This is a genomic window from Streptomyces sp. NPDC058880 (assembly GCF_042742535.1).
Lineage (GTDB): Bacteria > Actinomycetota > Actinomycetes > Streptomycetales > Streptomycetaceae > Streptomyces.
Map to the genome: position 1 here is coordinate 1 of NZ_JBHYMC010000067.1, position 23,087 is coordinate 23,087.

Annotated in this window: 19 protein-coding genes; 12 read left to right on the plus strand and 7 right to left on the minus strand. The window is 74.7% G+C overall.

Annotated features, from left to right (window positions below; translation table 11 throughout):
- Positions 1-192: 192 nt before the first annotated feature.
- From ACFW2G_RS27880 to ACFW2G_RS27895, 4 genes are all read left to right on the plus strand, one after another.
- Positions 193-1,074, plus strand: coding sequence for an alpha/beta hydrolase (locus ACFW2G_RS27880; protein WP_384583722.1), 882 nt, complete (start codon positions 193-195; stop codon positions 1,072-1,074).
- 51 nt (positions 1,075-1,125) lie between these two features.
- On the plus strand, positions 1,126-1,644 hold the full coding sequence (locus ACFW2G_RS27885; RefSeq protein WP_384455952.1) for a hypothetical protein: 519 nt from the start codon (positions 1,126-1,128) through the stop codon (positions 1,642-1,644).
- A gap of 18 nt (positions 1,645-1,662) precedes the next feature.
- The gene (locus ACFW2G_RS27890) at positions 1,663-2,628 is read left to right on the plus strand and encodes an MsnO8 family LLM class oxidoreductase (protein ID WP_384583719.1); all 966 of its coding nucleotides are present in this window, start codon (positions 1,663-1,665) and stop codon (positions 2,626-2,628) included.
- A gap of 245 nt (positions 2,629-2,873) precedes the next feature.
- Positions 2,874-3,038, plus strand: a complete 165-nt coding sequence (locus ACFW2G_RS27895; RefSeq protein ID WP_384455090.1) for a tyrosine-protein phosphatase — start codon at positions 2,874-2,876, stop codon at positions 3,036-3,038.
- 307 nt (positions 3,039-3,345) lie between these two features.
- Here ACFW2G_RS27895 and ACFW2G_RS27900 read toward each other — a convergent pair whose 3' ends face one another.
- Positions 3,346-3,750: a MarR family winged helix-turn-helix transcriptional regulator gene (locus ACFW2G_RS27900; protein WP_037928950.1), complete on the minus strand. Its 405-nt coding sequence runs from the start codon at positions 3,748-3,750 to the stop codon at positions 3,346-3,348.
- A gap of 141 nt (positions 3,751-3,891) precedes the next feature.
- Positions 3,892-4,734, minus strand: a complete 843-nt coding sequence (locus ACFW2G_RS27905) for an NAD(P)H-binding protein (RefSeq protein WP_384583716.1) — start codon at positions 4,732-4,734, stop codon at positions 3,892-3,894.
- Between the two features lie 109 nt (positions 4,735-4,843).
- Between ACFW2G_RS27905 and ACFW2G_RS27910 the strand changes: the two genes are divergently transcribed.
- A complete protein-coding gene (locus ACFW2G_RS27910) occupies positions 4,844-5,332 on the plus strand; it encodes a MarR family winged helix-turn-helix transcriptional regulator (protein ID WP_384455099.1) in 489 nt (162 codons plus the stop codon).
- A 387-nt stretch (positions 5,333-5,719) separates the two neighbouring features.
- On the opposite strand, the gene ACFW2G_RS27915 is transcribed toward ACFW2G_RS27910, so the two are convergent.
- Entirely contained in the window at positions 5,720-6,247 is a 528-nt protein-coding gene (locus ACFW2G_RS27915; protein ID WP_384583713.1) for a hypothetical protein, read from the minus strand.
- A 357-nt stretch (positions 6,248-6,604) separates the two neighbouring features.
- Between ACFW2G_RS27915 and ACFW2G_RS27920 the strand changes: the two genes are divergently transcribed.
- A complete protein-coding gene (locus ACFW2G_RS27920) occupies positions 6,605-8,185 on the plus strand; it encodes an SDR family oxidoreductase (protein WP_384455102.1) in 1,581 nt (526 codons plus the stop codon).
- Positions 8,182-9,558 (plus strand): cryptochrome/photolyase family protein, encoded by a 1,377-nt coding sequence (locus ACFW2G_RS27925; protein ID WP_384583710.1) that lies wholly within the window; start codon positions 8,182-8,184, stop codon positions 9,556-9,558. Before ACFW2G_RS27920 ends, ACFW2G_RS27925 begins: the two co-directional genes overlap by 4 nt.
- Here ACFW2G_RS27925 and ACFW2G_RS27930 read toward each other — a convergent pair.
- Positions 9,549-10,586 carry a MerR family transcriptional regulator gene (locus tag ACFW2G_RS27930; protein WP_052031306.1) on the minus strand — a complete coding sequence of 346 codons (1,038 nt, stop codon included), beginning with the start codon at positions 10,584-10,586 and terminating at the stop codon, positions 9,549-9,551. The two genes, ACFW2G_RS27925 and ACFW2G_RS27930, sit on opposite strands and share 10 nt — an antisense overlap.
- Positions 10,587-10,734: 148 nt before the next feature.
- Here ACFW2G_RS27930 and ACFW2G_RS27935 point away from each other — a divergent pair, with 148 nt between their 5' ends.
- Both ACFW2G_RS27935 and ACFW2G_RS27940 read left to right on the plus strand, forming a co-directional pair.
- Positions 10,735-11,355 (plus strand): sigma-70 family RNA polymerase sigma factor, encoded by a 621-nt coding sequence (locus ACFW2G_RS27935; RefSeq protein ID WP_384455109.1) that lies wholly within the window; start codon positions 10,735-10,737, stop codon positions 11,353-11,355.
- Positions 11,356-11,408: 53 nt separating this feature from the next.
- The gene (locus ACFW2G_RS27940) at positions 11,409-12,044 is read left to right on the plus strand and encodes a TetR/AcrR family transcriptional regulator (protein ID WP_384583707.1); all 636 of its coding nucleotides are present in this window, start codon (positions 11,409-11,411) and stop codon (positions 12,042-12,044) included.
- Between the two features lie 18 nt (positions 12,045-12,062).
- Here ACFW2G_RS27940 and ACFW2G_RS27945 read toward each other — a convergent pair whose 3' ends face one another.
- Together ACFW2G_RS27945 and ACFW2G_RS27950 are read right to left on the minus strand one after the other, a co-directional pair.
- The gene (locus tag ACFW2G_RS27945; RefSeq protein ID WP_384455115.1) at positions 12,063-12,806 is read right to left on the minus strand and encodes a DUF2993 domain-containing protein; all 744 of its coding nucleotides are present in this window, start codon (positions 12,804-12,806) and stop codon (positions 12,063-12,065) included.
- A gap of 8 nt (positions 12,807-12,814) precedes the next feature.
- Positions 12,815-15,064, minus strand: coding sequence for an MMPL family transporter (locus ACFW2G_RS27950; RefSeq protein ID WP_384455118.1), 2,250 nt, complete (start codon positions 15,062-15,064; stop codon positions 12,815-12,817).
- A gap of 438 nt (positions 15,065-15,502) precedes the next feature.
- Between ACFW2G_RS27950 and ACFW2G_RS27955 the strand changes: the two genes are divergently transcribed.
- The 3 genes from ACFW2G_RS27955 (at position 15,503) to ACFW2G_RS27965 (ending at position 20,403) form a co-directional block, all read left to right on the plus strand.
- Complete coding sequence (locus ACFW2G_RS27955; RefSeq protein WP_384455121.1) at positions 15,503-16,630, plus strand: sensor histidine kinase; 1,128 nt, start codon at positions 15,503-15,505, stop codon at positions 16,628-16,630.
- Positions 16,618-17,310: a response regulator gene (locus tag ACFW2G_RS27960; protein ID WP_384455123.1), complete on the plus strand. Its 693-nt coding sequence runs from the start codon at positions 16,618-16,620 to the stop codon at positions 17,308-17,310. Before ACFW2G_RS27955 ends, ACFW2G_RS27960 begins: the two co-directional genes overlap by 13 nt.
- Positions 17,311-17,415: 105 nt before the next feature.
- Entirely contained in the window at positions 17,416-20,403 is a 2,988-nt protein-coding gene (locus ACFW2G_RS27965) for a helix-turn-helix transcriptional regulator (RefSeq protein ID WP_384583704.1), read from the plus strand.
- 6 nt (positions 20,404-20,409) lie between these two features.
- On the opposite strand, the gene ACFW2G_RS27970 is transcribed toward ACFW2G_RS27965, so the two are convergent.
- Positions 20,410-22,938: a lanthionine synthetase LanC family protein gene (locus ACFW2G_RS27970; RefSeq protein WP_384583701.1), complete on the minus strand. Its 2,529-nt coding sequence runs from the start codon at positions 22,936-22,938 to the stop codon at positions 20,410-20,412.
- Positions 22,939-23,087: the final 149 nt, after the last annotated feature.

Here is a 23,087-nt window from a genome sequence, read left to right on the forward strand (position 1 = left end):
GCGGCGAATACCGACATTCATGCGGGGATCACGACCGCGGTCGTGGTCAACACCGCGATCGTCGTCCTCGGCATCCTCACCACCGTCCTCTTCCTGCGGGCCAAGCAGACCGGCAACTAAGGCAACTCCGCCTTGTGACAGACCTGCCGAGGCGGCGAACGTTGGCCCCAGGCACGGAGGGAAGGAACCCCGATGGCAACACCCACCCACTCGGCCCCCGGACAGAGCCGTGCCCAGGTCCGCTGGGAACACGCGAGTATTCCCTCCCCGTCCGGCCCCGTCCCCGCCCGGGTGTACCGGCCTGCGTCGTCCGCACCACAGGGCTGGCTGGTCTGGGCCCACGGCGGCAGCTGGCGCGCAGGCTCCGCCCAGGACTGGCACGGCCCCACCGCCGACCTCGCCCGGACCTCGGGCTTCGCCGTCGCCAGCATCGACTACCGGCTGGTCCCCGAGGTACGCCACCCGGCCATGGTCGAGGACGTACTGGCGGCGCTCGCCTGGGCCCGGAGGCAGGCGCGGGAACAGGCGGGTGAACAGGCCGGGGAGCTCGTGCCCGTCGCGGTCGGCGGAGACAGCGCGGGAGCGACCCTCGCCGCCTGTGCCGCCCTCGCCTGCCGTGACCGGACCCTCCCGCTCGCCGCCCAACTGCTCGCCTATCCGCCGCTGGACCCCGGCTGCACGGCGGCCTCGTACCACCGCTTCCCCGACATGTTCCCCACCGCCTCCTACCTGAAGGCGGCCTGGCGGGACTACCGGGACCCGGGCCGGCCCGACGCCGCCGACGGCACCCGCCTCTACAGCACCCCCTTCGAGGCGGCCGACCTGCGCGGCGTGGCACGAGCCGTCCTGGCCACCGGCGACCTCGACCCCGTCAGTGACGACGTGCACCGCTACGCCCGCCTGCTGCACACGGCCGGAGTGGAGGTCACCCTGCGGGAGTTCGGACAGACCGGCCACGGGGCGTTCCTCCAGCCCGGCCGCGCCACGGGCGCCGCATCCGAGACGGCGTCCCTGCGTGGCTGGCTGGGCGGCGCCCTGCGCCTGCTCACCACACCGGCCGTTCCCCGTGCCTGAGGCGCTCACGCGCCTCCCGTCCCTACGCCAACCCCCCTACCTGGAGCCGACATGAACCCCGACAGCCCCAACCTCGATGCCCTGCTCAGGCATTTCGCCGACCTCCGGGACGGCCACCACGGCGGCGCCGTCACCCGCCCGGACAAGGAGGAGCACTTCCGCACGGCCGCCCGGCTCCTCGACCCGTACGCCCGCAGGGCACTCACCGAACTCAACGACGAACTCCTCCTCGGCCAGGGCGTGGTCGATGCCAGCGGTGTCCAGCGGGCGGAGGACGGAAGCCTCTTCCATGCCTGGACCCTGTGGTGGGACGAGCAGTCGACCGCGGACATCCCGCCGGTCACCCTCTACGCCCACTACGGCGCGGGCTTCCACCACCCGCACCTGCGCGGCGCCACGGTCTCCGAGTGGCCGCTGAACGTCTTCGACGAGGAGCAGGCCGCCGCCGAACTCCCCACGATGCGCGCCATCGCCGCCGCGGACCTCCACAACCTCGTCTTCGAACGGGACTTCAGGATCGTCCCCGCGACCGTGGCGGGCGCCACCGGCCTTCCCGCACACCAGCACTGAACCGAAAGGGCGTCCGCCATGACGAAGCCGCGACTGTCCGTACTGGACCAGACCCCCGTCGGCGAGGACCACACCCCGGACCAGGCGCTGCGCGCCTCCGTGGACCTGGCCCGCGCCGCCGAGGACCTCGGGTACACGCGCTACTGGGCCGCCGAGCACCACGGCTCCCCGGGCTTCGCGAGCAGCGCCCCCGAGATCCTCGCGGGAGCCCTGCTCGCCCGCACCTCGCGCATGCGCATCGGCACCGGAGGGGTGCTGCTGCCCCGCTACGACCCGGCCAAGGTCGCCGAGGTCTTCGGTGTGCTCGCCTCCCTCCACCCGGGACGCGTCGACCTCGGCATCGGCCGGGCCGGCGGTCCCGCACGGGACTTCCCGCAGCGGCTCGCCGAACTGAGCAGACTGCTCGGCGCGGGCGGTGTCGTACCGCACCCGCCGGTTCCGCCGCAGATGTGGCTGCTGGGCGCGGGACGCGAGTCGGCGCGGCTGGCCGGCCTGTTGGGCACCGAGTTCGCCTTCGGGCACTTCTTCTCCCCGACGGGCGGCGAGGAGGCGTTCGACGACTACCGCTCCCAGTACCGCAGGGCCACGGGCCGGCCCGGCGGCGGCGCCCTCGCGGTGCGCGTGGTCACGGCCGACAGCGCAGGCCGTGCCGAGGAGCTGGCCCAGAGCCTGCTGTTGTGGCGTGCCCGCAAGGACCTCGGGCAGGACGCCCCGCTGCCGTCGTACGAGACCGTGCGGCGCCACCGCTGGACGGGAGCGGAGCTGGAACGGGCCAAGGTGCACCGCACGGCCCTCGTCTCCGGAGCGCCCGAGCAGGTGCACGCCGTGCTGACGGGTCTCGCCGCCGCCCACGGAGTGGACGAGCTGATCGTGAACACCCTGACGGCGGACCCGGCAGACCGGCGCCGCTCCTACGAGCTGCTGGCCCAGGCCTTTGGCCTCCCGGCGGAACGGCGCGAGGCAGCGGTGCCGGCCGCCCGCTAGTGTCGTGGCCGGGCGTCGCGGGGTGGTGAACCCTTCCGGTCATGGTGACCGGATGTGTGTCCCGCCGATCCGGCCGTGCCCGCGACGCCCGCCACACCGGCGCCGCGGGCACCACTCGCCGCGTTCGTCCTCATGCTCCTCGGTGTCCCCGAGGAGCAGATCCTCGACGATTTCGCGCTCACTGAGCTGGCCGCCGAACGCCTCACTGCGGACGGGCGGGCCGCCAATCCCGACCGGGTCATGATGTGGCCGAGTACGGCCGTGCCCCGCCGGTGGTCATGGAGCTGGTGCCGGCGGACCTTCGGACCCGGCACGGCTCGGTGCGCGGTTACCTCACGGACCGTGTGGGCCTCCCGGACCGTACCGCGCAGCAGCTGCGCGCCCGGCTGCTGACGGCCGCCGACGCCTGACGCGTGCGGGGCTTCGGCCATCAGTCGGGGCGACCGGCCGGTTCGACCGGATCGTGCGCGGGTACGGTCGCGGGATCAGCGGCGCTGCCTTCGGCCCGGACGGCCGCCTCCTGGCGCGCGGCACCGAGACGGGCCGGGCCCGCGAGCACCAGCGTGACGCTGCCGGCGACGTCAGGCCGTGGGGAGAATCAAGGTGCACACCGGGGGCTCGGGACCCACGGGCAGCGGACCGGCGGTCGGACCGTTGGAATACGGCTACGCCCGCCCATCCGGTCGGCGGCCTCCCGCTCCGGCCGGAGGTGAACCCCTACGCCTGTTCCACGTTGCGCGTCATCCGCTCCAGGACGCTGACGGCGGCCCGGTACTCCTCCGGGGATATGCCGGCGATCGACCGCTCGCGGAAATCACCCACGCGCAGACCGACGTCGGTGAGCCGGGCGTGGCCTTCGTCGGTGAGAGCGAGCCGGCCCGGCTCCGTGCGCATCATCCAGCCGCCCGAGAGCAGGGCTTCGATGGTGGTGGTGAGGGCTTCGGTGCCGGCGTTGGCCGCAAGCACGGTCCGCACGGCCTCGTCAGTGGACCGGGGGGCGTCTTCGACGACGTTGAGCACCTGCCAGGCGAGCCGGGTCAGGCCGCAGTCGGCCAGCAGCGCGTTCATGGCGGCCGTGAGGGCCTGGTCGGTCCGGTTGAGCCAGTAGCCGATGGGCTCCATGCCCTTCCTCCTCGGAGTCGGCGGGATCAGTGGTGAAGGTCGTGGGCCGGACGGTGCAGCAGGCGTATGAGGGTGCGGCAGACGAGGACTGCCAGGGCGACCGCAGTCGGAGGCCGGGGCCCTCGGGGCGACCGGGCCGCATCAGGACCCGGTGAATGCGCGGGTGTTCTCAGAGGCCCACTGCGCATAGGTACGGGCGGGGCGGCCGAGGAGGGTCTCGGTGGTATCGGCGACGGCGGCCGGGCCGTGGCGCGCGGCGGACCACAGGTCGAGCAGCGAGCTGACCACCGGTGCGGGCAGGAAAGCCGCCATCTGCCGCTCGGCGGCCTCGCGGGATATGCGCTCGACCGGGATCGCTCGGCCGATGGCCTCGGAGAGGACGGCGAGCTGCGTGCGGAAGGTGAGCGACTCGGGTCCGGTGAGGGTGACCGAGCGGCCGGCGAGGGAATCGCCGGTGAGGGCCTCGAAGGCGATGTCGGCGATGTCCTCGGGGTGGATGGGCGCGATGTGCGCGTCCGGGTAGGCGAGTTGGACCGGCAGGGAACGGCTGATGGGGCGTGCCCACCCCAAGGAGTTGCTCGCGAAGGCGTCAGGGCGCAGGAAGGTGCAGGTCAGGGAGGAGCCGGCGAGAGCGTGCTCGACCTCGTGGCTGTGGCTCGCGAGGGGGTCGGTTTCTGCGTCGGGGCCGAGCACCGACGACGAGGACAGCAGCACGACGTGTTCGACGCCGGCGGCCTCTGCGGCCTTGACCAGCTCGTGGACACCGGCGGGCTCCGGGTAGAGGAAGATCCGGCGGATGCCCTCCAGGGCGGTCGAGAACCTCTCCGGCCGGTCGAGGGGGAGTGCGCAGGTCTCGACGCCGGCCGGGACGGCCGCTTCGGCGGGACGGGCGCTGGCGGCGCGGACGGCGTGGCCGGCGTCGTGCAGGCGGGTGATGACGCCCCGGCCGATCCTGCCGCGGGCACCGGTGATGAGGAGGGTCATGGGAGGCTCCGCTCACAATGTCATTGAAGTCACGCATATGCATGCTGACATGCACACGCTTTCATGTCAACACATACCTGTCGGGGGTCACGTAGATACGATGGCGGCCATGAAGAATCACGAGGCGGAGACGGCCGTGGAGGCCGCCGTGGCCGAAGAACTGCTCAACGCCGTGGGTCCCGCCTTCGGCAAGCTGCGCCGCTCCTCGCTCCTGGAGGTCGAGGACCCGATCTCCGCGAAGGACCTCAGTCGGACCCTCGTCCTCAATGTCGTCCTGGAGATCGCGCGGGGCGGCACCCACGAAGTCACCGTCGGCGCCGTCGGCTCCCACCTGGGCGTCGACCCCTCGGTGGCCAGCCGTATGGTCTCCGACTGCATCTCCGCCGGCTACTTGGTCCGCGCCGCCTCCCAGCGCGACGGCCGCCGCACGGTCCTGCACCTCAGCCCCGGGGGTGAGGAGCTGATGGCCCGTTTCCGCCGCCACCAGCGTTCGGCGTACGAGTACGTCACCGCCGACTGGAGCGAGCGTGACCGCCTCGAATTCGCCCGACTGATGGTGAAGTACGTGGCCTCCCAGGAGGCCCTGCGCCGCCCGTAGCCGCAGCCCCGGCCCGACGGTGGCCCCGCATGCGCAGCCAGGAGGGCGAACCCGGCGAGGTCGGCCGTCTCGCCAGCCGTCAGGAGGCGGGCCGGTCCGGTGGCGCGGGGCGGCTGACGCAGGCCCCTGGGGACGTTCATCCGTGCCGTGCCGGGGCCTCCCCCTCGCACGCTGACGCCTTCCGGCGAAGGGGGCGTGTCGAGCGTCCCGGCAGCGGCCACCTTGCGAGTGCGAGTTCGATCCGCCGACCCGGTGCGTCGTCGAGAAGGGCCCCGTCCTTGGTGGGACGAGGCCGGTGGACGGATTGCGCTGTGTGATCCTGACCGGGTTCCCGGGCCACAGGTCAGCCGATCAGGTAGCGGAGTCCGTCGACGACAAGGGTGCCGATCACGCCGCCGATGACCGTTGCGCAAATCGAACCGAGCAGGCGTCGGCGGCAAGGAGAACCACGAAGGAAACGCCCGCTGCCAGTGCTACCCCCCAGGAGATTCCGGCAGCGCGACGACGGTCCGAGGCGTCTGGGGCATGGGCCGTCCGCATCAGGCCCCAGGCCCAGAGAGCCGCGACCACGCCGGACATCGCGATCAGAAAAGCCGCGTGATACCAGCCGGCCGCGTTGAAGTGATGCGGTCGGGGAAGTGTCCAGTTCAGCACCGGCGCGTCGTCGCGCAGCCACTGCACTTGGGTCCAAGAACCGAGCAGGCTGCCGAGCACCCCTGCCCCAAGGACCAAGAACCGTTCCCGCGGAGCCCTCGGCCGCAGCCGAATCGCGAGGACCAGCGCTCCCGTCATGATCGGCAGAGCGAGCCCGTCCCCCCATGTCGAGCTCAGGTAGTCGAACAGCCCAGACCGCCCCGGGACGGCCGGAGTGGCAACCCAGAAGCCGAACAGTGCGCCGAATCCGGCCAGAAACACCGCAGCGGCCGATCCGTGGGGTGATGGGCCTTCCCTCTCAGCTCGTGTGCCGAGGCCCCCTGGGCCTTCGCCGGCGCCCAGAGGTTTCCCACCAGAGCCGACGCCGCAGGCCGGGGGATGCCGGCGGCGGCACCTGCCGTGTTCGGCCCGGCCGGCCCGGACGGGGCCCGCACGGGCCCGCGTGCGGCGGGGCCGGCGTCGGGAACGACGCGGTCCGCAAGCGGCTGGCCGGCCCGGCCGGGCGGCGTCCCGCACGCAGCGGGGAGGGCCATCCGGCGGACACCTGCATCCATCCCGCCCGCGATCGCGGAATACATGGGTGAACCACCCCGGTCGACGGCGGAACGGAGCACCTCCATGACCGACACACAAGGGCACCCGGCCCGGAACACCGGCTCGCTGTGCCTGGTCACCGGCGCCACCGGCTATATCGGCGGTCGGCTCGTCCCCGAGCTGATCAAGGCCGGACACCGTGTCAGGTGCCTCGCCCGCACTCCCGCGAAGCTGCGCGACCACCCCTGGGCCGGACAGGCGGAGACCGTCCGCGGCGACGTCACCGACGCCGCGTCGCTCGCGCCCGCCTTGGAGGGCGTCGACGTCGCCTACTACCTCGTGCACGCCCTGGGCACCGGGCGCGACTTCGAGGAGACCGACCGCCTGGCCGCGCGTACCTTCGCCGAACAGGCCCGCGCCGCCGGCGTGCGCCGCATCGTCTACCTGGGCGGACTCACCCCGCGCAGCGTCCCCGAACGCGACCTCTCGCCCCACCTGCGCTCCCGTGCCGAGGTCGGCCGCATCCTCCTCGGCTCCGGAGTCCCCACCACCGTCCTGCGCGCCGCCGTCATCATCGGCTCGGGCTCGGCGTCCTTCGAGATGCTCCGCTACCTCACCGAGCGGCTCCCCGTGATGGTCACCCCGAGCTGGGTGCGCACCCGTATCCAGCCCATCGCCGTCCGCGACGTGCTGCGCTACCTGGTCGGCAGCGCCGGGATGCCCGACCATGTCAGCCGTGCCTTCGACATCGGCGGCCCCGAGGTCCTCACCTACCTCGACATGATGCGCCGCTACGCCGCCGTCGACGGGCTGCCCAAGCGGCTGATCTTCCCCGTCCCGGTCCTCACCCCGCGCCTGTCCAGCCACTGGGTCGGCCTGGTCACCCCCGTGCCCCGGTCCATCGCCCGCCCCCTCGCGGAGTCCCTCAAGTACGAGGTCGTCTGCCACGAGCACGACATCGCGGACTGGGTGCCCGATCCCCCCGGCGCCCCCATCCCCTTCGACGCGGCGCTCTCGCTGGCCCTCCAGAGAGTCCGCGATGCCCAGGTCGTCACCCGCTGGTCCTCCGCCGCCGTGCCCGGCGCGCCGAGCGATCCGCTGCCCACCGACCCCCACTGGGCCGGCGGCAGCCTCTACACCGACGTCCGCGAGCGGACCGTCGACGCCCCGCCCCAGGCGCTGTGGCGGGTCGTCGAGGGGATCGGCGGCGAGAACGGCTGGTACTCCTTCCCGCTCGCCTGGGCGGTCCGCGGCTGGCTCGACCGCCTCGTCGGCGGAGTCGGACTGCGCCGGGGCCGGCGTGACGCCGCGCTGCTGCGGATCGGCGACTCCCTCGACTTCTGGCGGGTGGAGGAGATCGAGCGCGGGCGGCTGCTCAGACTCCGTGCCGAGATGCGGCTCCCCGGCCTCGCCTGGCTGGAGATGTATGCCGAGCACGACGGCGAGGGCCGCACACGGTACCGGCAGCGGGCGCTGTTCCACCCGCGCGGCCTGGCCGGCCACGCCTACTGGTGGAGCGTCTCGCCCTTCCACGCCCTCGTCTTCGGCGGCATGGCCCGCAACATCGCGCGCACGGCGGAGACGGCGGCCGGACCGAACCCGTCGGCGCAGCCGGCCGGAGCCGCCGCGGCGGCCGGCGGCCCCACCCGGGGAGCACAGGCATGAACGCCTCGGTCGTCCTCTTCACCTCGGATCTGCGGGTCCACGACCACCCGCCGCTGCGCGCCGCGCTGGGGCCGCGCAACGAGACCGTCCCGCTCTTCGTCCGGGACCCTGCGGTGGATCGCGCCGGTTTCGCCGCGCCGAACCGTCTCGCCTTCCTCGCGGACTGCCTCGCCGACCTCGACCAGGGACTGCGCCGGCGGGGCGGCCGGCTCGTCGTCCGCTCGGGCGACCCCGTCGACGCGGTGTGCGCCGTCGTCCGGGAGGTCGAAGCCGACGAGGTGCACATGGCCGCCGGATGCAGCGCCTTCGCCCTGCGGCGCGAACAGCGGCTGCGCCGGGCCCTTGAGGCCGACGGACGGCGCCTGTACGTCCACGACGGGGTCGTCACCGCCCTGCCGGCCGGCGCCGTGACGCCGAGCGGTTCCGATCATTTCGCCGTCTTCACCCCGTACTTCAGACGTTGGTCCGGGGAGCGGCTGCGCCCGCCCCTCGCGGCCCCGCGCGTGGTCCGGGTCCCGCCCGGCATCCGGTCCGAGGAGCTTCCCGCGCGCCCGGCCGCCGGAGCCGTCTCCGCGGGCCTGGCCGCCGGTGGCGAGGAGGAGGCCCGCAAGCGGCTCGCGTACTGGCTCGACCAGTACGCCGACGCCTACGAGGAAGGACATGACGACCTCGCCGCCGACGCCACGTCCCGACTCTCCCCGTACCTCCACTTCGGCGCGCTGTCGGCGGCCGAGGCCGTCCACCGCGCCCGGGCCCGGGGCGGATCGGGCGCCGAGGCCTTCGTACGGCAGCTGTGCTGGCGCGACTTCCACCACCAACTGCTCGCCGCCCGTCCCGCGGTCGCCGACGCCGACTACCGCAGCCGCTCGGACCGTTGGCGCCGCGGCCCGGAGGCCGAGGCCGACCTGCGGGCGTGGCGCGAGGGCCGCACCGGCTATCCCGTCGTCGACGCGGCCATGCGGCAACTGGCGCACGAGGGCTGGATGCCCGGCCGCGGCCGGCTGCTCACCGCCTCGTTCCTGACCAAGACGCTCTACATCGACTGGCGCGCCGGCGCCCGCCACTTCCTGGACCTGCTGGTCGACGGGGACGTCGCCAACAACCAGCTCAACTGGCAGTGGATGGCCGGTACCGGCACCGACAGCCGCCCCAACCGGGTCCTCAACCCGGTGATCCAGGGCAAGCGCTACGACCCCGAGGGCACCTACGTGCGCCGGTGGGTGCCCGAACTCGCCTCACTGACGGGGCCCGAGATCCACGAGCCGTGGAAGGCGGCCGGGTCCGACCGGGCCCGGTTCGACGGCTATCCCGATCCGCTGATCGCGCTCCCCGAGGGGCTGGCCCGCTTCCGCAGGGCCCGGGGTCAGGACTGACCCGCGGCGGCGGGCCGTCCCGTGTCCGCGCCCGCCGCCGTGTCGCAGAGCCCGCGCAGCACGGCCAGGGCCTCCCGCAACCCCCGGGGACGCAGCGTGCCCGCGGCGAGGGGCTGACCGGCCCAGCCCGGGCCCACAGGCAGCACGGCCGGCCGGGCGCGGGCGCCCTTGACGCCCCACGCGACCTCGGCGAGGTGCCGGGCCAGCGGATGGTCGGCGGTGGACCGGGCCTGGGACCACAGCACGACCGCGGCGGGGCCCGTCCGGCGCACGGCCTGGTCGAGCGCCCCGGGCGGCACGGCGGCCCCGAACATCAGGGCGGGCAGGCCGAGCCCGGCCAGGCCCGCGGCCAGCGCCTCCAGCGCGAGGGTGTGCTGCTCGCCCGGCACGCACGCGAGCAGCACCGGAGGTCGGTCCGTCGCCGCCGGGCCACCCAAGGGCGGGGTCCCGGCGGCGCGGCGCAGCGCGCTCGACACGTGCCAGGACAGCAGGTGCTCGACCTCGACGTACCGGTCTCCCGAGGTCTCCCATTTGCGGCCCACGGCGTGCAGGGTCGGCGCCATCACTTCTTCCCAGGCGGTGACCAGGCCGTATTGGGCGATCACCGTTTCCAGCACGTCGTCCACGGTCCGGGCGTCGAGGCGTACTGCGGCGCGGCCCAGCCCGCGGCACTCCTGCCGTACGGCGCCCAGCGGCAGGCCGTTGCCCGAACCGGGCCGGCGGGCCGGTCGGGGGAGGTGCTCGGGGCCGGGGGGCGGGGCGGTCGCGGCGGGCAGGTCGGCCGCCGTGCGGGCCGGCCCGGCGAGCGCGGCCCGCGCGGCTTCCGCGGGCGGGATGCCCGACGAGGTCAGCCGGCACATCTCGTGCAGGACGGCGACGTCCTCGGGGGTCCACCGCCGGTGCCTGCCGTCCTCCCGGGCCGCCGGGCCGATGCCGTAGCGCCGGTCCCAGGTGCGCAGGGTCGTGGGGGCGACCCCCAGCCGGCGGGCCACCGCCCCCGTGGTCATGCCGTGTGCGGAATCCGTCATGGGTCCATGATGCGACGCACAAACGATGCGAGTGGTGCGGAAGCGTGCACGGGCCGGAATCTGGAGGGGCCCCGCCCCGGCGCACCACGGGGCGGGGCACCCGCCCGCCGACCGGCCCGTTCCGGTCCCGGCTCGAGGAGCAGCCGCCATGACCGTCCTGAGCGCCACCGCCCAGCCGTCCCCCGCGACCGGGGAGCGCCTCCTCGACCACGAGGTCGCCGAGGGCTTCGTGCGCGGCGACGAGAAGTGCCTGGCCGCCGCGTACCGCCGTTGGGGCGGCCTCGTCCAGACCCTCGCGGCCCGCACGCTCGGGGATCCCCGCGAGGCCGAGGACGTCAGCCAGCAGGTCTTCCTGGCCGCGTGGCGCGGTCGGGCCGGCTACCGGCCCGAGCGCGGCGCCTTCCCCGGCTGGCTCGTCGGCATCACCCGGCGCAAGATCGCCGACGCGCTCACGGAGCGCACCCGGCGCCTCGACCTGGTCAGCGCGGCCGGTGCCGCCCTGCCGCCGGCGGACGAGCCGGCGGAGGGCCCCGAAGCGGTCCTGGACCGGCTGATCGTCACCGGCGAACTCGCGAGACTGCCCCGCCCGCAGCGGGAGGTACTGGCCATGGCCTTCTACGGGGACCTCACCCAGACCCAGATCGCCGAGCGCACCGGCATGCCGCTCGGCACGGTCAAGAGCCACACCCGGCGCGGTCTGCACCGGATGCGCCACCGCTTCGCCGCCGGAGCGCCCGCCGCGGATCCGGGCGTCGCGAAGTACGCGTGAGCCGTGCCGGGGGTGCGAAAATACCGTCGAGGCGTACGGCGGAGGGAGCTGCGGTGGCGCAGGAGGACGATCGGGTACCCGGCCCGGTGCCGGTCCGGGTGGACGGGCGGACCGAGCGCGGACGCCGCACCCGGGACAACATCGTGGACGCCCTGCTCGCGCTGCTCGACGAGGGAGCGGTGGAGTTCCCGGCCGAGCGCGTCGCCGAGCGCGCGGGCGTCTCCCGACGGCTGGTCTTCCACCACTTCGCCGACATGTCCGAACTGGTCGACCTCGCCATCACCCGTCGGCTTGAGCAACTGGCCGAGCAGATCAGGCCGCTGCCGGATACCGGGCCCCGCCGGGCCCGGGTGGCGGCGCTCGCCGAACAGCGGGCGCGGATCCTGGAGTGGATCACCCCGGCACGGCTGACCCTGATGCGGATCGACCATCCCTCGCCGCGCATCCAGCAGGTCACCGACGAGGCGTTCGCGGAGGCCCGGCGCCGTGTCGCCGAGATCTTCGCGGAGGAACTCGGCCGCCTGGACGAGAGCCGGGCGGCCGAACTCCTCGACGGCCTGGACGCCGTTACCACCTGGGGGGTCTGGAACCACTGGCGCTCCGGTGGCAAGAGTCCGCAGGAAGCGCGCGCGGCGATGGAGGCCACCGTGCTGAACCTGCTGGCGGCGGCGGACGGCCCGCGGGGCTGAGCGCCGCCGGCGGACGGCTCAGACGGCGCTGACCTTCTCGGCCCGCGCGGTGACGGTCACGCCGTCCGCGCCCACCGACACCCCCGAGGGGCGCAAGCCGAGGGGCAGTTCGGGCAGGGTCCGGGTCTGCCGGGCGAGCGCCTGGGCGATGAGTGGGCTGGCCGGATCCAGGGCCCGGCCCGCCACCGAGGCGGCCGTCGGACGCAGGGAGAGGACGCCGTCGTGGAGTTCGAGCCCCGCCGTGAGCACCACGGGCGCCCCCAGCACGCTGCGGCTGATGAGCAGTTGGCCGTTGCCGGCGTCGGAGATCCGGGTGCCGTCCGTTCCGTCGGCCAGCGAGGAGTACGGGGCGGTGAAGCGGGCCGAGGCCGAGTCCGCCCGGTAGCCGTCGCCCTCGCGGGAGACGTCGTCGAAGGTGATGTCGGCCGTGACCGGGGTGCCCCGGTCGGTCGTCGCGTCGGCCCGCACCCGCACCTCGGGATAGCGCTCGCGGGCGGCCTGCAGGAGGAAGGGCACCCCCTCGATGGAGACGTCGGGGCGTCCCGCGAGGTTCGCCTGCCGCGCACTGATCCGGTCCGCGAGCCGCTTCTCCGCCAGGTCGCGGGCGACCGAGTCGGTGACGGGCAGCGCGAGCAGGAGTACGGCGGCCAGTCCTGCCGCCGTCAGGGCGCGGCGGTGGCGCGGTCGGGTCGGGCGGGCGGCGGGCCCGTCCGGCCTGCGGTCCGTTGTGTCGCCGGGGCGGGTGGTGGTGCGGGGGAGCATGCGGAACCTCACCGTGTGGGAAGGGGGCCGGCGGCGTCGGCCGTGCCGGCTTCGGGTGCGGGGAGGCTCTGGAGTCCTCCGGCCGGCAGGGTGTGGGAGTGGCCCTCGATGTCGAGTTCGGGCAGGAACCGGTCGAGGCGGCGGGGCAGCCACCAGCCGCGGTCCCCGAGCAGCGCCATGGTGGTGGGGACCAGCAGGCCGCGCACGACGGTGACGTCGAGGGCCACGGCCGCGGCCAGTCCGGTGCCGAACATCTTCACCACGGGGTCGTCCGAGAGCAGGTACGCGAGGAACACACTCACCATGATCAGGGCGGCGGAGGTGATGATCCGACCGGTCGAGGCGAGGCCCCCGACGACCGCCTGCCGGCTGTCGCCGCCCACCAGCCACTTCTCGCGCACCGAGGTCAGCAGGAACACCTCGTAGTCCATGGAGAGTCCGAACAGGACGGCGAACATCACCAGCGGTACGTAACCAGGTACGGGCACCGGCCCTTCCAGGCCGATGAGCCGCGCGCCCCAGCCCCACTGGAACACCGCGGTGAGCACCCCGTACGCGGCGGCCACCGACAGCAGGTTCAGCACGGCGGCCTTCAGCGCGAGGAGCGGTGAGCGGAAGGCGGCCAGCAGCAGCAGTCCCGCCACGAGCACCACGGTACCGATCACGGCGGGCAGCCGGTCCGCGAGGCGGTCGTTGAGATCGGTCACCACCGCGGCGACGCCACCGACGTGCGCGCTCCCCGCGCCGTCGGCGGTGGCTGCGGGCAGGGTGTCCGTACGCAGGGTGGCGACCAGGCGGGCGGTCGCCGGGTCGCCCGGGGCGGTGGCGGGCGTGACCTGCCAGCGGACGGTGCGGCCGTCCGCGGTGAGCTGTGCCGGGCTGACCGAGGCCACGCCGGGGGTGGCGGCCAGGGCGGCGGAGACCTCGGCGATACGGGCGTCCTGCGGCCCCGCGGCGGGCGCCGTCAGGGTGTCGACGATTTGGAGGGGGCCGTTGACGCCGGGGCCGAACGCGTCCGAGAGCTGCTCGTAGGCAGTGCGGCTGGCCGAGCCGATGGGCTTGTCCCCGGCATCGAGCTGACCGAAGGACAACTGGCTGGCCGGGGCGGCGAGCAGCAGGAGCAGGGTGAGGCCGGCGAGCAGGTGACGCCAGGGGCGAGCCGTGACGCGCTCGGCGATGCGCTGCCAGCCGCGGCCCGTGGCTGCCGGCGGGTCCGTCCCGTCGTGCGCGATGGCTCCCTCCTCCCGGGCGGCGCCGAGGAACCGGGCCAGCAGGCTCAGCAGGGCGGGCAGCAGGGTGAGGGTGGCGGCCACGGCGGCCAGCACCGCGATCGCCGGGGCCAGCGCCAGGGCACGCAGCAGCGGCAGCCCACCCAGCGCGAGCCCGGCCAGCGCCGCGATCACCGCGCATCCGGCGAACGCGGAGGCCTTCCCGGCGGTGGCGGTCGCCAGGGCGGCGGCCTCGGCGGCCGGCACGTCCCGGCCGCGCAACTCCCGGAACCGGGTGAGGCAGAACAGTGTGTAGTCGATCCCGACGCCCAGGCCGATCATCGCGGCGATGGTGGTGGCGGACGACGGCATGTCCATGAGGTGTCCGGCCAGGCCGATGGCGGTCAGCGAGGCGATCAGCCCGGTGACGCCGATGACCAGGGGAAGCCCGGCCGCCGCCGCCTTCCGGAAGCCCGCGAAGAGGATCACGGCGGCGGCCGCGAGTCCGATGAGCTCGCTGTGCCCGGTGTCCGGCCGGTCGACGGCGGCCGCGAGGTCGCCGCCCGGGGTGACCTCGATGCCGGCCGCTGCGGCCGGCCCGGCGGCGCCGGTGATCCGCTCGGAGAGTTCGGCGGTGATGTCGCGACCGGTCACGTCGAGCCCGACGGAGAGGTAGGCCGTGTGCCCGTCCGCGCTCATCGCGGCGGTACCGGCCCGCTCGTACGGCGAGATCACGCTCACGACGTGCGGCACCTCGGCGATGGCCCGGGCGCTGCGCTCGACGGCGTTCCGGGCGCTCTCGCCGGTGAGGGCGGGGCCGTCGGGTCCGGTGCGCAGGACGAGCGGCTGGTTGCCGGAGGCGGGGCCTGGGAAGGCAGTCGCCGCCGTGTCGAGGGCGGCCTGACTGTCGCTGCCCGGGATGGTCACCGCCTCGCTGGTCACGCGGCCGTAGGCGGTGAGGCCGCCGCCGAGCACGAGGAGCAGCAGCAGCCAGGCCCCGATCACCCGTTTCGGCCGACGGGCGCACCAGCGCCCCATCGTCAGGAACATCCGGGCCCTCCGTGACTCGATGGCAACATATTGCACTCGCTGTGCAGCTTTACGCTTGCACTTGAGGTGCGGGAATGTCAATCGGGGGAGGGGAGGGGGCAGGACGGTCTCTTCGACGGTCCCGTCCGGCGGCTTCCCGCCTGGCCCGGCGCTGCCCGGCGCTGCCCGGCGCTGCCCGGCGCTGCCCGGCCGTCCGCGGCGGGCGGTGACGTTCGAATCGGCCTCGGTCGGCCGCCGGCCGTCCGGGACCCGCCTTCCTGGTGTGCACCCGCTCGGGCAAAATGCCTGGTGTCACTGGCAATTACGGGCTTCGCGGCACATCCGTCCCCCACGGCACACCCCCGGGACACCGCGCCGCCCACGGCTTGGGGAGGAGTGGTCCTGGCGTTGCGGTCCTTACAGATACGCCGCATACGAGCACTGCGCGCAACGACCTCCGTGAGGTCGGGGACGGACCGGGCCCAGTCCTTCCTGATCGTGGCCACCCTGCTCTACCGGGCCAGCCACCTCACCGTCGCGGTCATGGCCGTTGCCCACCGCCCGTGGCACCTCCCCCTCCAACACCTCGGCCTTGCCGCGGCGTTGGGCCTGAGCGCACTCACCTACGGCACCGCTCTGCGCCGCGGCCGGTTCGACCGGCGGCACATCTGGGCCGACGTCATCGTGACCGGATGCGTCCTGCCCCTGGCCCTGTGCGCCTGGGGAGGCGTGCGCGAACCCCCCACCATCGCCTGGGCGATGCTGCTCGGCGGATCGGCGAGCGCCACCGCGGCCATCGCCCTGGACCGCCTCCACGCCGTCGTCGTGGTGGGGCTCCTCGTAGTGACCCACTTCATCGGCTACCAGGCCGTGGGCGCGACTCCCGCCGTCGTCGTCGGCCACCTCAACTCGCTGGTGTCCTCTGCCGTGATGACGTACGCCTTCCGCTGGTACCTGCTCCGCCAGGGCCGCCTCGTGGACGAGGCCAACGCCCGCGCGCTGACCGCGGAAGCACACCGGGCCCGCTACGCCGAACGCCTCGAACACCACCGGGCCCTGCACGACACGGTCCTTGCCACCCTGACCACCCTGGCGGCCGGTACCGTCGACGCCAACGCCCCCGAGGTGCGGCAGCGGTGCGCCCGCGAGGCCGCCTACCTGCGCCGCCTGATCCAGCAGACCGCCGACGAGACGCCGCACCGGGAGATCGGCGCAGCCCTGGAGGAGGCGGTCGGATCCGTGGAGAGCCTCGGACTGCGGGTCACCGCCCAGTACCACGCCCTGCCGCAGGTACCGCCCGAGGTCGCCGCCGCACTGGGCCACGCCGTACGGGAAGCCCTCAACAACGTGCGCAGGCACGCCGGAACCGGCCACGCGTACCTCACCGCCACCGGCGACCCGGACGGAAAGGGCGGAGCGGTCGTCACCGTCGTCGACCGGGGACCCGGATTCGACCCGGCCCGGTGCGAGCCGGGCCTCGGCCTGCGCGGCTCCGTCCACGGCCGGATGACCGAGGCGGGCGGCCGTGCCACCGTGGACACCGCCCCCGGCGAGGGAGTGCGCGTGGAGCTCAGATGGCCGGGGTGATCACGGTCGCGGTCGTCGACGACGACCGGATGCTCCGCGACGGACTGCGGGCCTGGCTCGGCGACGTGCCGGACCTGCGACTCGTCGCGACCGCCGGCACCGTCGGCGAACTCCTCGCGGACCGGAATCCGTACCACCCCGACGGCACGGACGGCCCCCACGCCCCCGACGGCGCGGCCGGACCCCCGGCCGACGTCGTCCTCCTCGACCTCGTCCTGCGGGACGGCTCGGACCCCGCCGACAACATCCGCAGGGTGCTGCGCACCGGCAGCCGCGTCCTCATGATCAGCACGGTGCCGGACCGCTCCCGGATCATCGAGGCGATCCGGGCCGGCGCCGACGGGTACCTGACCAAGGACCACGACCTGCCGACCCTGGTGGCCGCCGTGAGGGACCTCGCGGAGGGCAGGGGCACCCCTTCCATGGAACTCGCCTTCGCCTGTGCGTACGACGACAGCCCCGCCCGCCCGCGGCTCTCGCCCCGGGAGCGGCAGATCCTGCTCGACTACGCGTCCGGCATGACCCTGAAGTCCGCCGCCCGGCGCGCGGGCATCACCGTCCACACGGCCAAGGACTACCTGGACCGCGTCAAGGCCAAGTACCAGCAGGCCGGCCGCCCCACCTACACCAAGCTCGACCTCGCCCTGCGGGTACGGGAGGACAGCCTGGAGGGGGGCTGACCCCGGCGCAAGCCCCCCAAACGGACGGCTACAGGGGGCAAGCGGCACCCCCGTACCGTCGAACCGGCGGTGCCCCGGACGGCCCGCCGGGAAGGGGACGAGCCGGTGACCGCACTCTGGCCGGCACGGCCTGCAGGGCCTGCCGAAGACCGTACCGCCACGGGCCGTGTCGGCGGCCCGCACCGGGGGCGGGGGCGACTGATCGGGCGCACGGCCGAGACCGCGCGGATCGCGGACGCGCTGGCCGCCGCCCGCTCCGGGCGGGGCGGAGCCCTCTTCATCACCGGCGAACCCGGAGTCGGCAAGACCCGACTGGCCACCGAAGCCCTCGCCGCGGCTGCCGCGACCGACATGATCACCCTGCGCGGGCGGGCCAGTACCGTCGGCCCGCCCGTCCCCTACCGGCCGCTCGTCGAGGCGCTGCTCCTGCTCGCACGCGCCGGCCTGCTGCCCGATCCCGGGGAATCGGGCGCCCACTGCCCCGTCCTGGCCCGCCTGCTGAGCGACACTCCGGAGACCGGGACCGGCGGGCACGCGGCCGTCTCGCACATCGCGGTGGCCGAAACGGTGTTGCGGCTGCTCGCCGCCGTCGGCCGGGAGCGGGGCTGCCTGCTTGTCCTCGACGACCTGCACGATGCCGACGCCGGGACCCTGGCCGTCGTCGAATACCTCCTCGACAACATCGGCCAGCAGCCGGCCGTGCTCCTGCTCGTCGCGGGCGGCACCCCCCGCGCCGCCGCCGAGCTGGCCGTGCGGGCACGCCAGCGGGAAGCGGCGGAGATCCTCGACCTGAAGCCGCTGACCCGCCCCGAAGTCCGCCTCCTCGTCGCGGCCGAACTGGGCGTCGCACCGGTGGAGGTCTGCCCCGGCCTCCTCCACCGTGCGGTGACCGACAGCGCCGGAATCCCCTTCGTCGTCAAGGAGCTCGTGCACGACCACGCCGCCCGCCCCGCCGACCGCGGTGAGCGGGCCCCGTCCGTACCCGCCGCCGTCGCCGACGACGTCAGGCGCCGTACCGAAGCGCTCGGGCCGCTCGGCACGCGGTTCCTGGGCACGGCAGCCCTGTTCGGCCGGCGCTTCCCCCTGCCGGTACTGGAGCACGCGCTGGGCGTCGACCACACCGCCCTGTCCGAGGTCCTGCGCGCCGCCCTCGCCGCGTGCCTGATCACGCCGGACGGGCCGGGCACCCGGTGGTACGCCTTCCGCTCCCCGCTGGCGGCCGAGGCGCTCCTCGACGGTCTCGGGCCGGGCGAACGCGCCCGGCACGCGCGCCGCGCCGCCCGCGCCCTCGCCCACCTGCACCCGGGACTTCCCGGAGTCTGGCGGGCTCACGCCGCCCGGCTGCACGAGCACGCCGGCGAAGACCTCGAAGCCGCCCGCCTGTACGGCGAAGCGGCGCAGCGGGCGATGGAAGAGGTCGCCCTGGAGCGGACCGCGGAGCAGCTGCCACTGGAGCGGGCCCTGGAACTGCTCACCAGGGCCCACGCCCTCCTCGAACCGGCCGCCGCCCCCGCGCTGCACGCCACGGTGCTGGAGCTGCTGCTGGACGCGGCCGCCCACTCGGCCCACCTCGACCGGTTACCCCGCCCGCCCGCCGTCGAGCAGGGCGTCCCCGCCGCGCGGCGGGCCGGGATCCACGCCCGGCTCGGCACCATCGCCACCCTCACCGGCCGCCCCGCCGAGGCCCTCCGCCACCTCGACACGGCCCGCTCGCTCCTCACCGGCCATCCCGCGGACGGCCACACCGCCTTCGTCGACCTCGCCGCCGCCCACGCCGAGCTGGGCAGGCTCGACCCCGACCGGCTGCACACCGCGGCCCGGCTCGCCCGCCGGGCGGTGGACGCCGCCCGCGGCGCAGACCGGCCCGACGTGGTGTGCGGAGCCCTGCTGCTGCTCGGACAGCTGGCCCGGCACGAGGACGAGACCGCGGCGACGGCCCACTTCGAGCGGGCCCGCGCGATCGCCCTCGCGCACCGGCTCCCCGTACCGCGCAGCGAGGCCGAGGTGCAGCTGGCGATCACGGCGGCGGGCCACGACCACCGGCCGACCCGCCTGGAGCAGGCCGGCCGGGAAGCCCACCGCCGGGGCCTGCTGCCGCTGGCCCTTGAGGCCGGCTCGGCGCTCGCCCTGGAGCGGATCCGGCGGTGCGCCTTCGACGAGGCTCGCGACGGGATCATCGAAGCGGCGGCCGAGGCGTCCGGGCCCGGACTGGGTCGGTCCCTGGCGATGCTCCGGCTCGCCGACGCCGTACGGTACGCCCACCAGGGACGCCGCGCCGAGATGCACGGGGCGCTGGAACGCCTGGAGCCGCTCCTCGACGCCGCGCCCGGCCTGCGCGCCCTGTCGTACGGAACGGCCCGGGCCTTCTGCTCACTGCTGGAGGAGCGGCACGACGCCGCGGAGGCGGAGCTCGCACAGGCGCTCGCCCACGACGCCGAGAACCCGGCCGCCGGAGACTTCGGCCGGCACGGCATCATCGTGCTGCTCGGCGTCCTGGCCGGACGGATCGGCCGCCGGCACTGCCCCGGGATCGCGGAGGCCGCCACCGGCGGCAGCCGCTGGAACCGCCAGTTCGCGGGCCTCGCCCACGCCGTGCTGCTCGGCCGCGAAGGCCACCGCGAGCGGGCCACGGCCGTCGCGGCCGAGGCACTGGCGGCGGCCGCCCCGTACCCTATGGCCCGCTGCCTGGGCATGCGGCTGGTGGCCCGGTCGGCGTACGAGGACGGCTGGGGCGCGCCGGTCCAGTGGCTGCGCGAGGCCGAGGAGTACTTCCACGGCGCCGGCCTCCATCCGGTGGCCGGCGCCGCCCGGGCCCTGCTGCGCGGGATGGGCGCGTCGGTCCGGCAACGGCGCACGGGCACCGAGCAGGTGCCACCGGACCTGCGCAGGTCCGGCATCACCGTCCGCGAGTTCGAGGTGGCCCAGCTGGTCGCCGAACGGATCAGCAACAAGGACATCGCCGGCCGGCTGCACATCTCCCTGCGGACGGTCGAGAAGCACGTGGCGAACGTCCTCCACAAGACCGGCCACCCGAACCGGCGGGCCTTCGCCAGCGCCGCCCGCGACCCCGGCGGGGTCCTGTCGGCAATGTAGTGCGCGTCACGGCGGGCCGACCTCGTCCAGCAGGAAGTCCGCCGGGCCACCGGAGCCGGCGCGGTGGAGCACCCGCAGCACACCGGCCGAGCCGGTCAGGTAGTCGGTGGAGCAGCGCTGCAGGCCCTCACCGGGCACCCCCAGCAGCGGACGCCCGTCCGCGTCGCGCAGACCGAAGCGCGCCGCGGGCTCGAAGAGAAAGACCCGCCGGACGAAGTCGAGCTGCCGCAGCGCGGTGTCGCGGTACGCGGGGTCGCCGGTGAACTCCGCCGCGTCCAGCAGCGTGTCGGCGATCCCGCACATCCCGGTCGCGTACCCCGGCCGCGCCCAGCACCGCAGGTCCAGGCTCCGCAGGACGTCACGGGCCGCGGTCAGGTCCCCGTAGCGCAGCAGCACCTTCGCCAGGCCCGCCGAACCCGCCTCGACGGACGGTCCCGTGCCCCCGTCCCCGCCGCCCGCCGCGGTGCGGGCCATCTCCCAGGCGAGTGCCTCCCGACCCAGTTCCAGGTGGTGCTCCTCGCCCGAGATCTGGTGCATCCGCAGGAGGAACATGGCGACGCCCGCCTGCCCGGAACCGAGCCCCGCCAGCGGCCCCCGGGCGCAGGCCCCGGTCAGCCAGTAGGCCTGGTCCTCGTCACGCCGCGCGGTGTCGTGCAGCGCACGGGCGCAGCGCTGGGCCGCGGCGAGGTCGTGCGGGTCGCGGCCGCGCAGGAAGAAGTGCAGGTTCGTCATGCCCACTCCGGCGAGGCCGTGGTGGAACGTGTGGTCGCGCTTCGCCACCGCGCGCCGGTTGGCCCGGTCGAGCAGCTCCCGGGCCGGTGCCGCGAGCCCGAGGGCGTCGGCCGCCCAGGCGATGCCGGCCAGGCCGTTCATGAGGCCGTCCGGGTACCGGGCCGGGTCGATCTCCGCGAGCTCGGCACGCAGCCGGTCGCGCCATTCGGGCCGGACGGGCACGCCGGAGGCGTGGAGCGCCCACAGGACGCCGCTCGCGCCGGACCCGAGACCGAGCGGGTTCGTGACGTGGGCGAAGGGGTCCACGGGGAAGAAGGTGTCCCGGCGGGTGTCCGCGGCGGCCCGGATGAACGCGGCCACCGCGGCTTCCGCCCCGCCCGGCTCCGGCCGTTCCCCGGCCGCCGGGCGCGGCGGCGCGGCCGGCCCGACGCGGCCGGGCAGCCCCGCCTCGTCCTCCAGCACGTCGAGCAGGCCGACCAGGCCGATCCGACCCCGGGCCAGGTCCACCAGCAAACGGTGCACCCGTTCCGGCCAGCCCAGGCCCTCCGTGACGAGGGTCCGGTACAGGTCCAGGACGTCCTCGCGCAGGTCGGACATGGCCGTGATCGGCAGGATCAGCCCGGCCATGACCCGGGCCAGCGCGTACCGGTCCCCGGCCTCGGTCGCGGGGCCACTGCCGGGGGTGCCGACGGGATCATGGCCGGGCCCGGTCCCGCCGCCGGGCAGCCGGCAGGTCTCCAAGCCGAGGACGCGCACCTCGTAGCTGTCCGGGTCGACGAGGACGTCCGAGGCGGTGAAGCCGCCGAGGACCACGCCGCGATCGTGCGCCGCCCGGACCGCGCGCGCAAGCCCGCGCAGGACGGTCAGGAAGATCCGCAGGTACGCTCGTGACTGCTCGGGGCCGGAGCCCGGCCGCGTGAGCGGGTTGCGTGCGAGCAGCAGCGGGCCGAGGCCGGTGCCTTCGACGAACTCCATCGCGATGTAGTGGTGTTCGCCGTGCTGGAACGTGGCGACGGGAGCAGGGAAGGAGCCCGCGCCGGCCAGCAGGTTCAGGAACATCCACTCGCGGCCGAGGAGGTCGACGGCGTCGTCGCGGGCCTCCTTGAGCAGTACCTTCCGGTCGTCGTCCGCGGTGTCCTCGGCGGTGTGGACGCCGCCGTCGTGCGAGGACCGGATCGTGTCGGTCAGCCGGAAGCGTCCCCCGAGCAGGCCGTCCCCCGCGTCCTCGTCGGCCGGCTTCCAGTCGTCGAACGGCCAGGACGCCCGGTCGGGTGCGGGGGGCTGCCGGCGCCCGAGGACATCGACGGTGCGGGGCGCGTGGAAGGGGCCGTAGCGCAGGTACAGCGCCTTGCTGTCCCGGTAGCGCACGTCCGACGGGACGGACGGGCCCTCCACCCCGTCCAGGAGGCGGGCCAGGCCGGCCAAGCAGCTCCTGAACTCCTCCACGCCGTGCGGGTAGACGGTGGCGAGCGGGCCTCCGCCCCGCATCGCGAAGACGGTGGGGTCGAGGGCGATCTCGAAGTCGGTGCCGAGGGCCGTCAGATGCCCGATCACCGATGCGGCGATCTCGCGCACCTGCCGCCGGCCCGCCGAGATGTGAATCTTCCAGCCCTGGTCGGGCGGGGCCGGGTCGTGCCGGTGGCTCCACCGGTTGCCGCGCCGGACGAAGCGCGCCCGGGTCGCCGCGTCGAATCCGGACAGGAAGTGGTCGGCGTCCGGCTCGTGGAAGACGTCGAGAGGGTCGAAGAACAGCGTGTCGCTCCAGGTGAAGAGGGAGCGGTCGACCCATCGTTCGTTGCGCATCTCTGCTGTCAGCCTCTGTGATCGTCCGAGGGGCCGCCACCGGCAGCAGCCGGTGGGAACGACAGGATCCGGGCCGGGGTACGGGGGAGCACCCCCGCCCGGATCCGTCGGGTCAGTTCAGGTATCCCGGGCCGCGCTGCGTCCTGCGG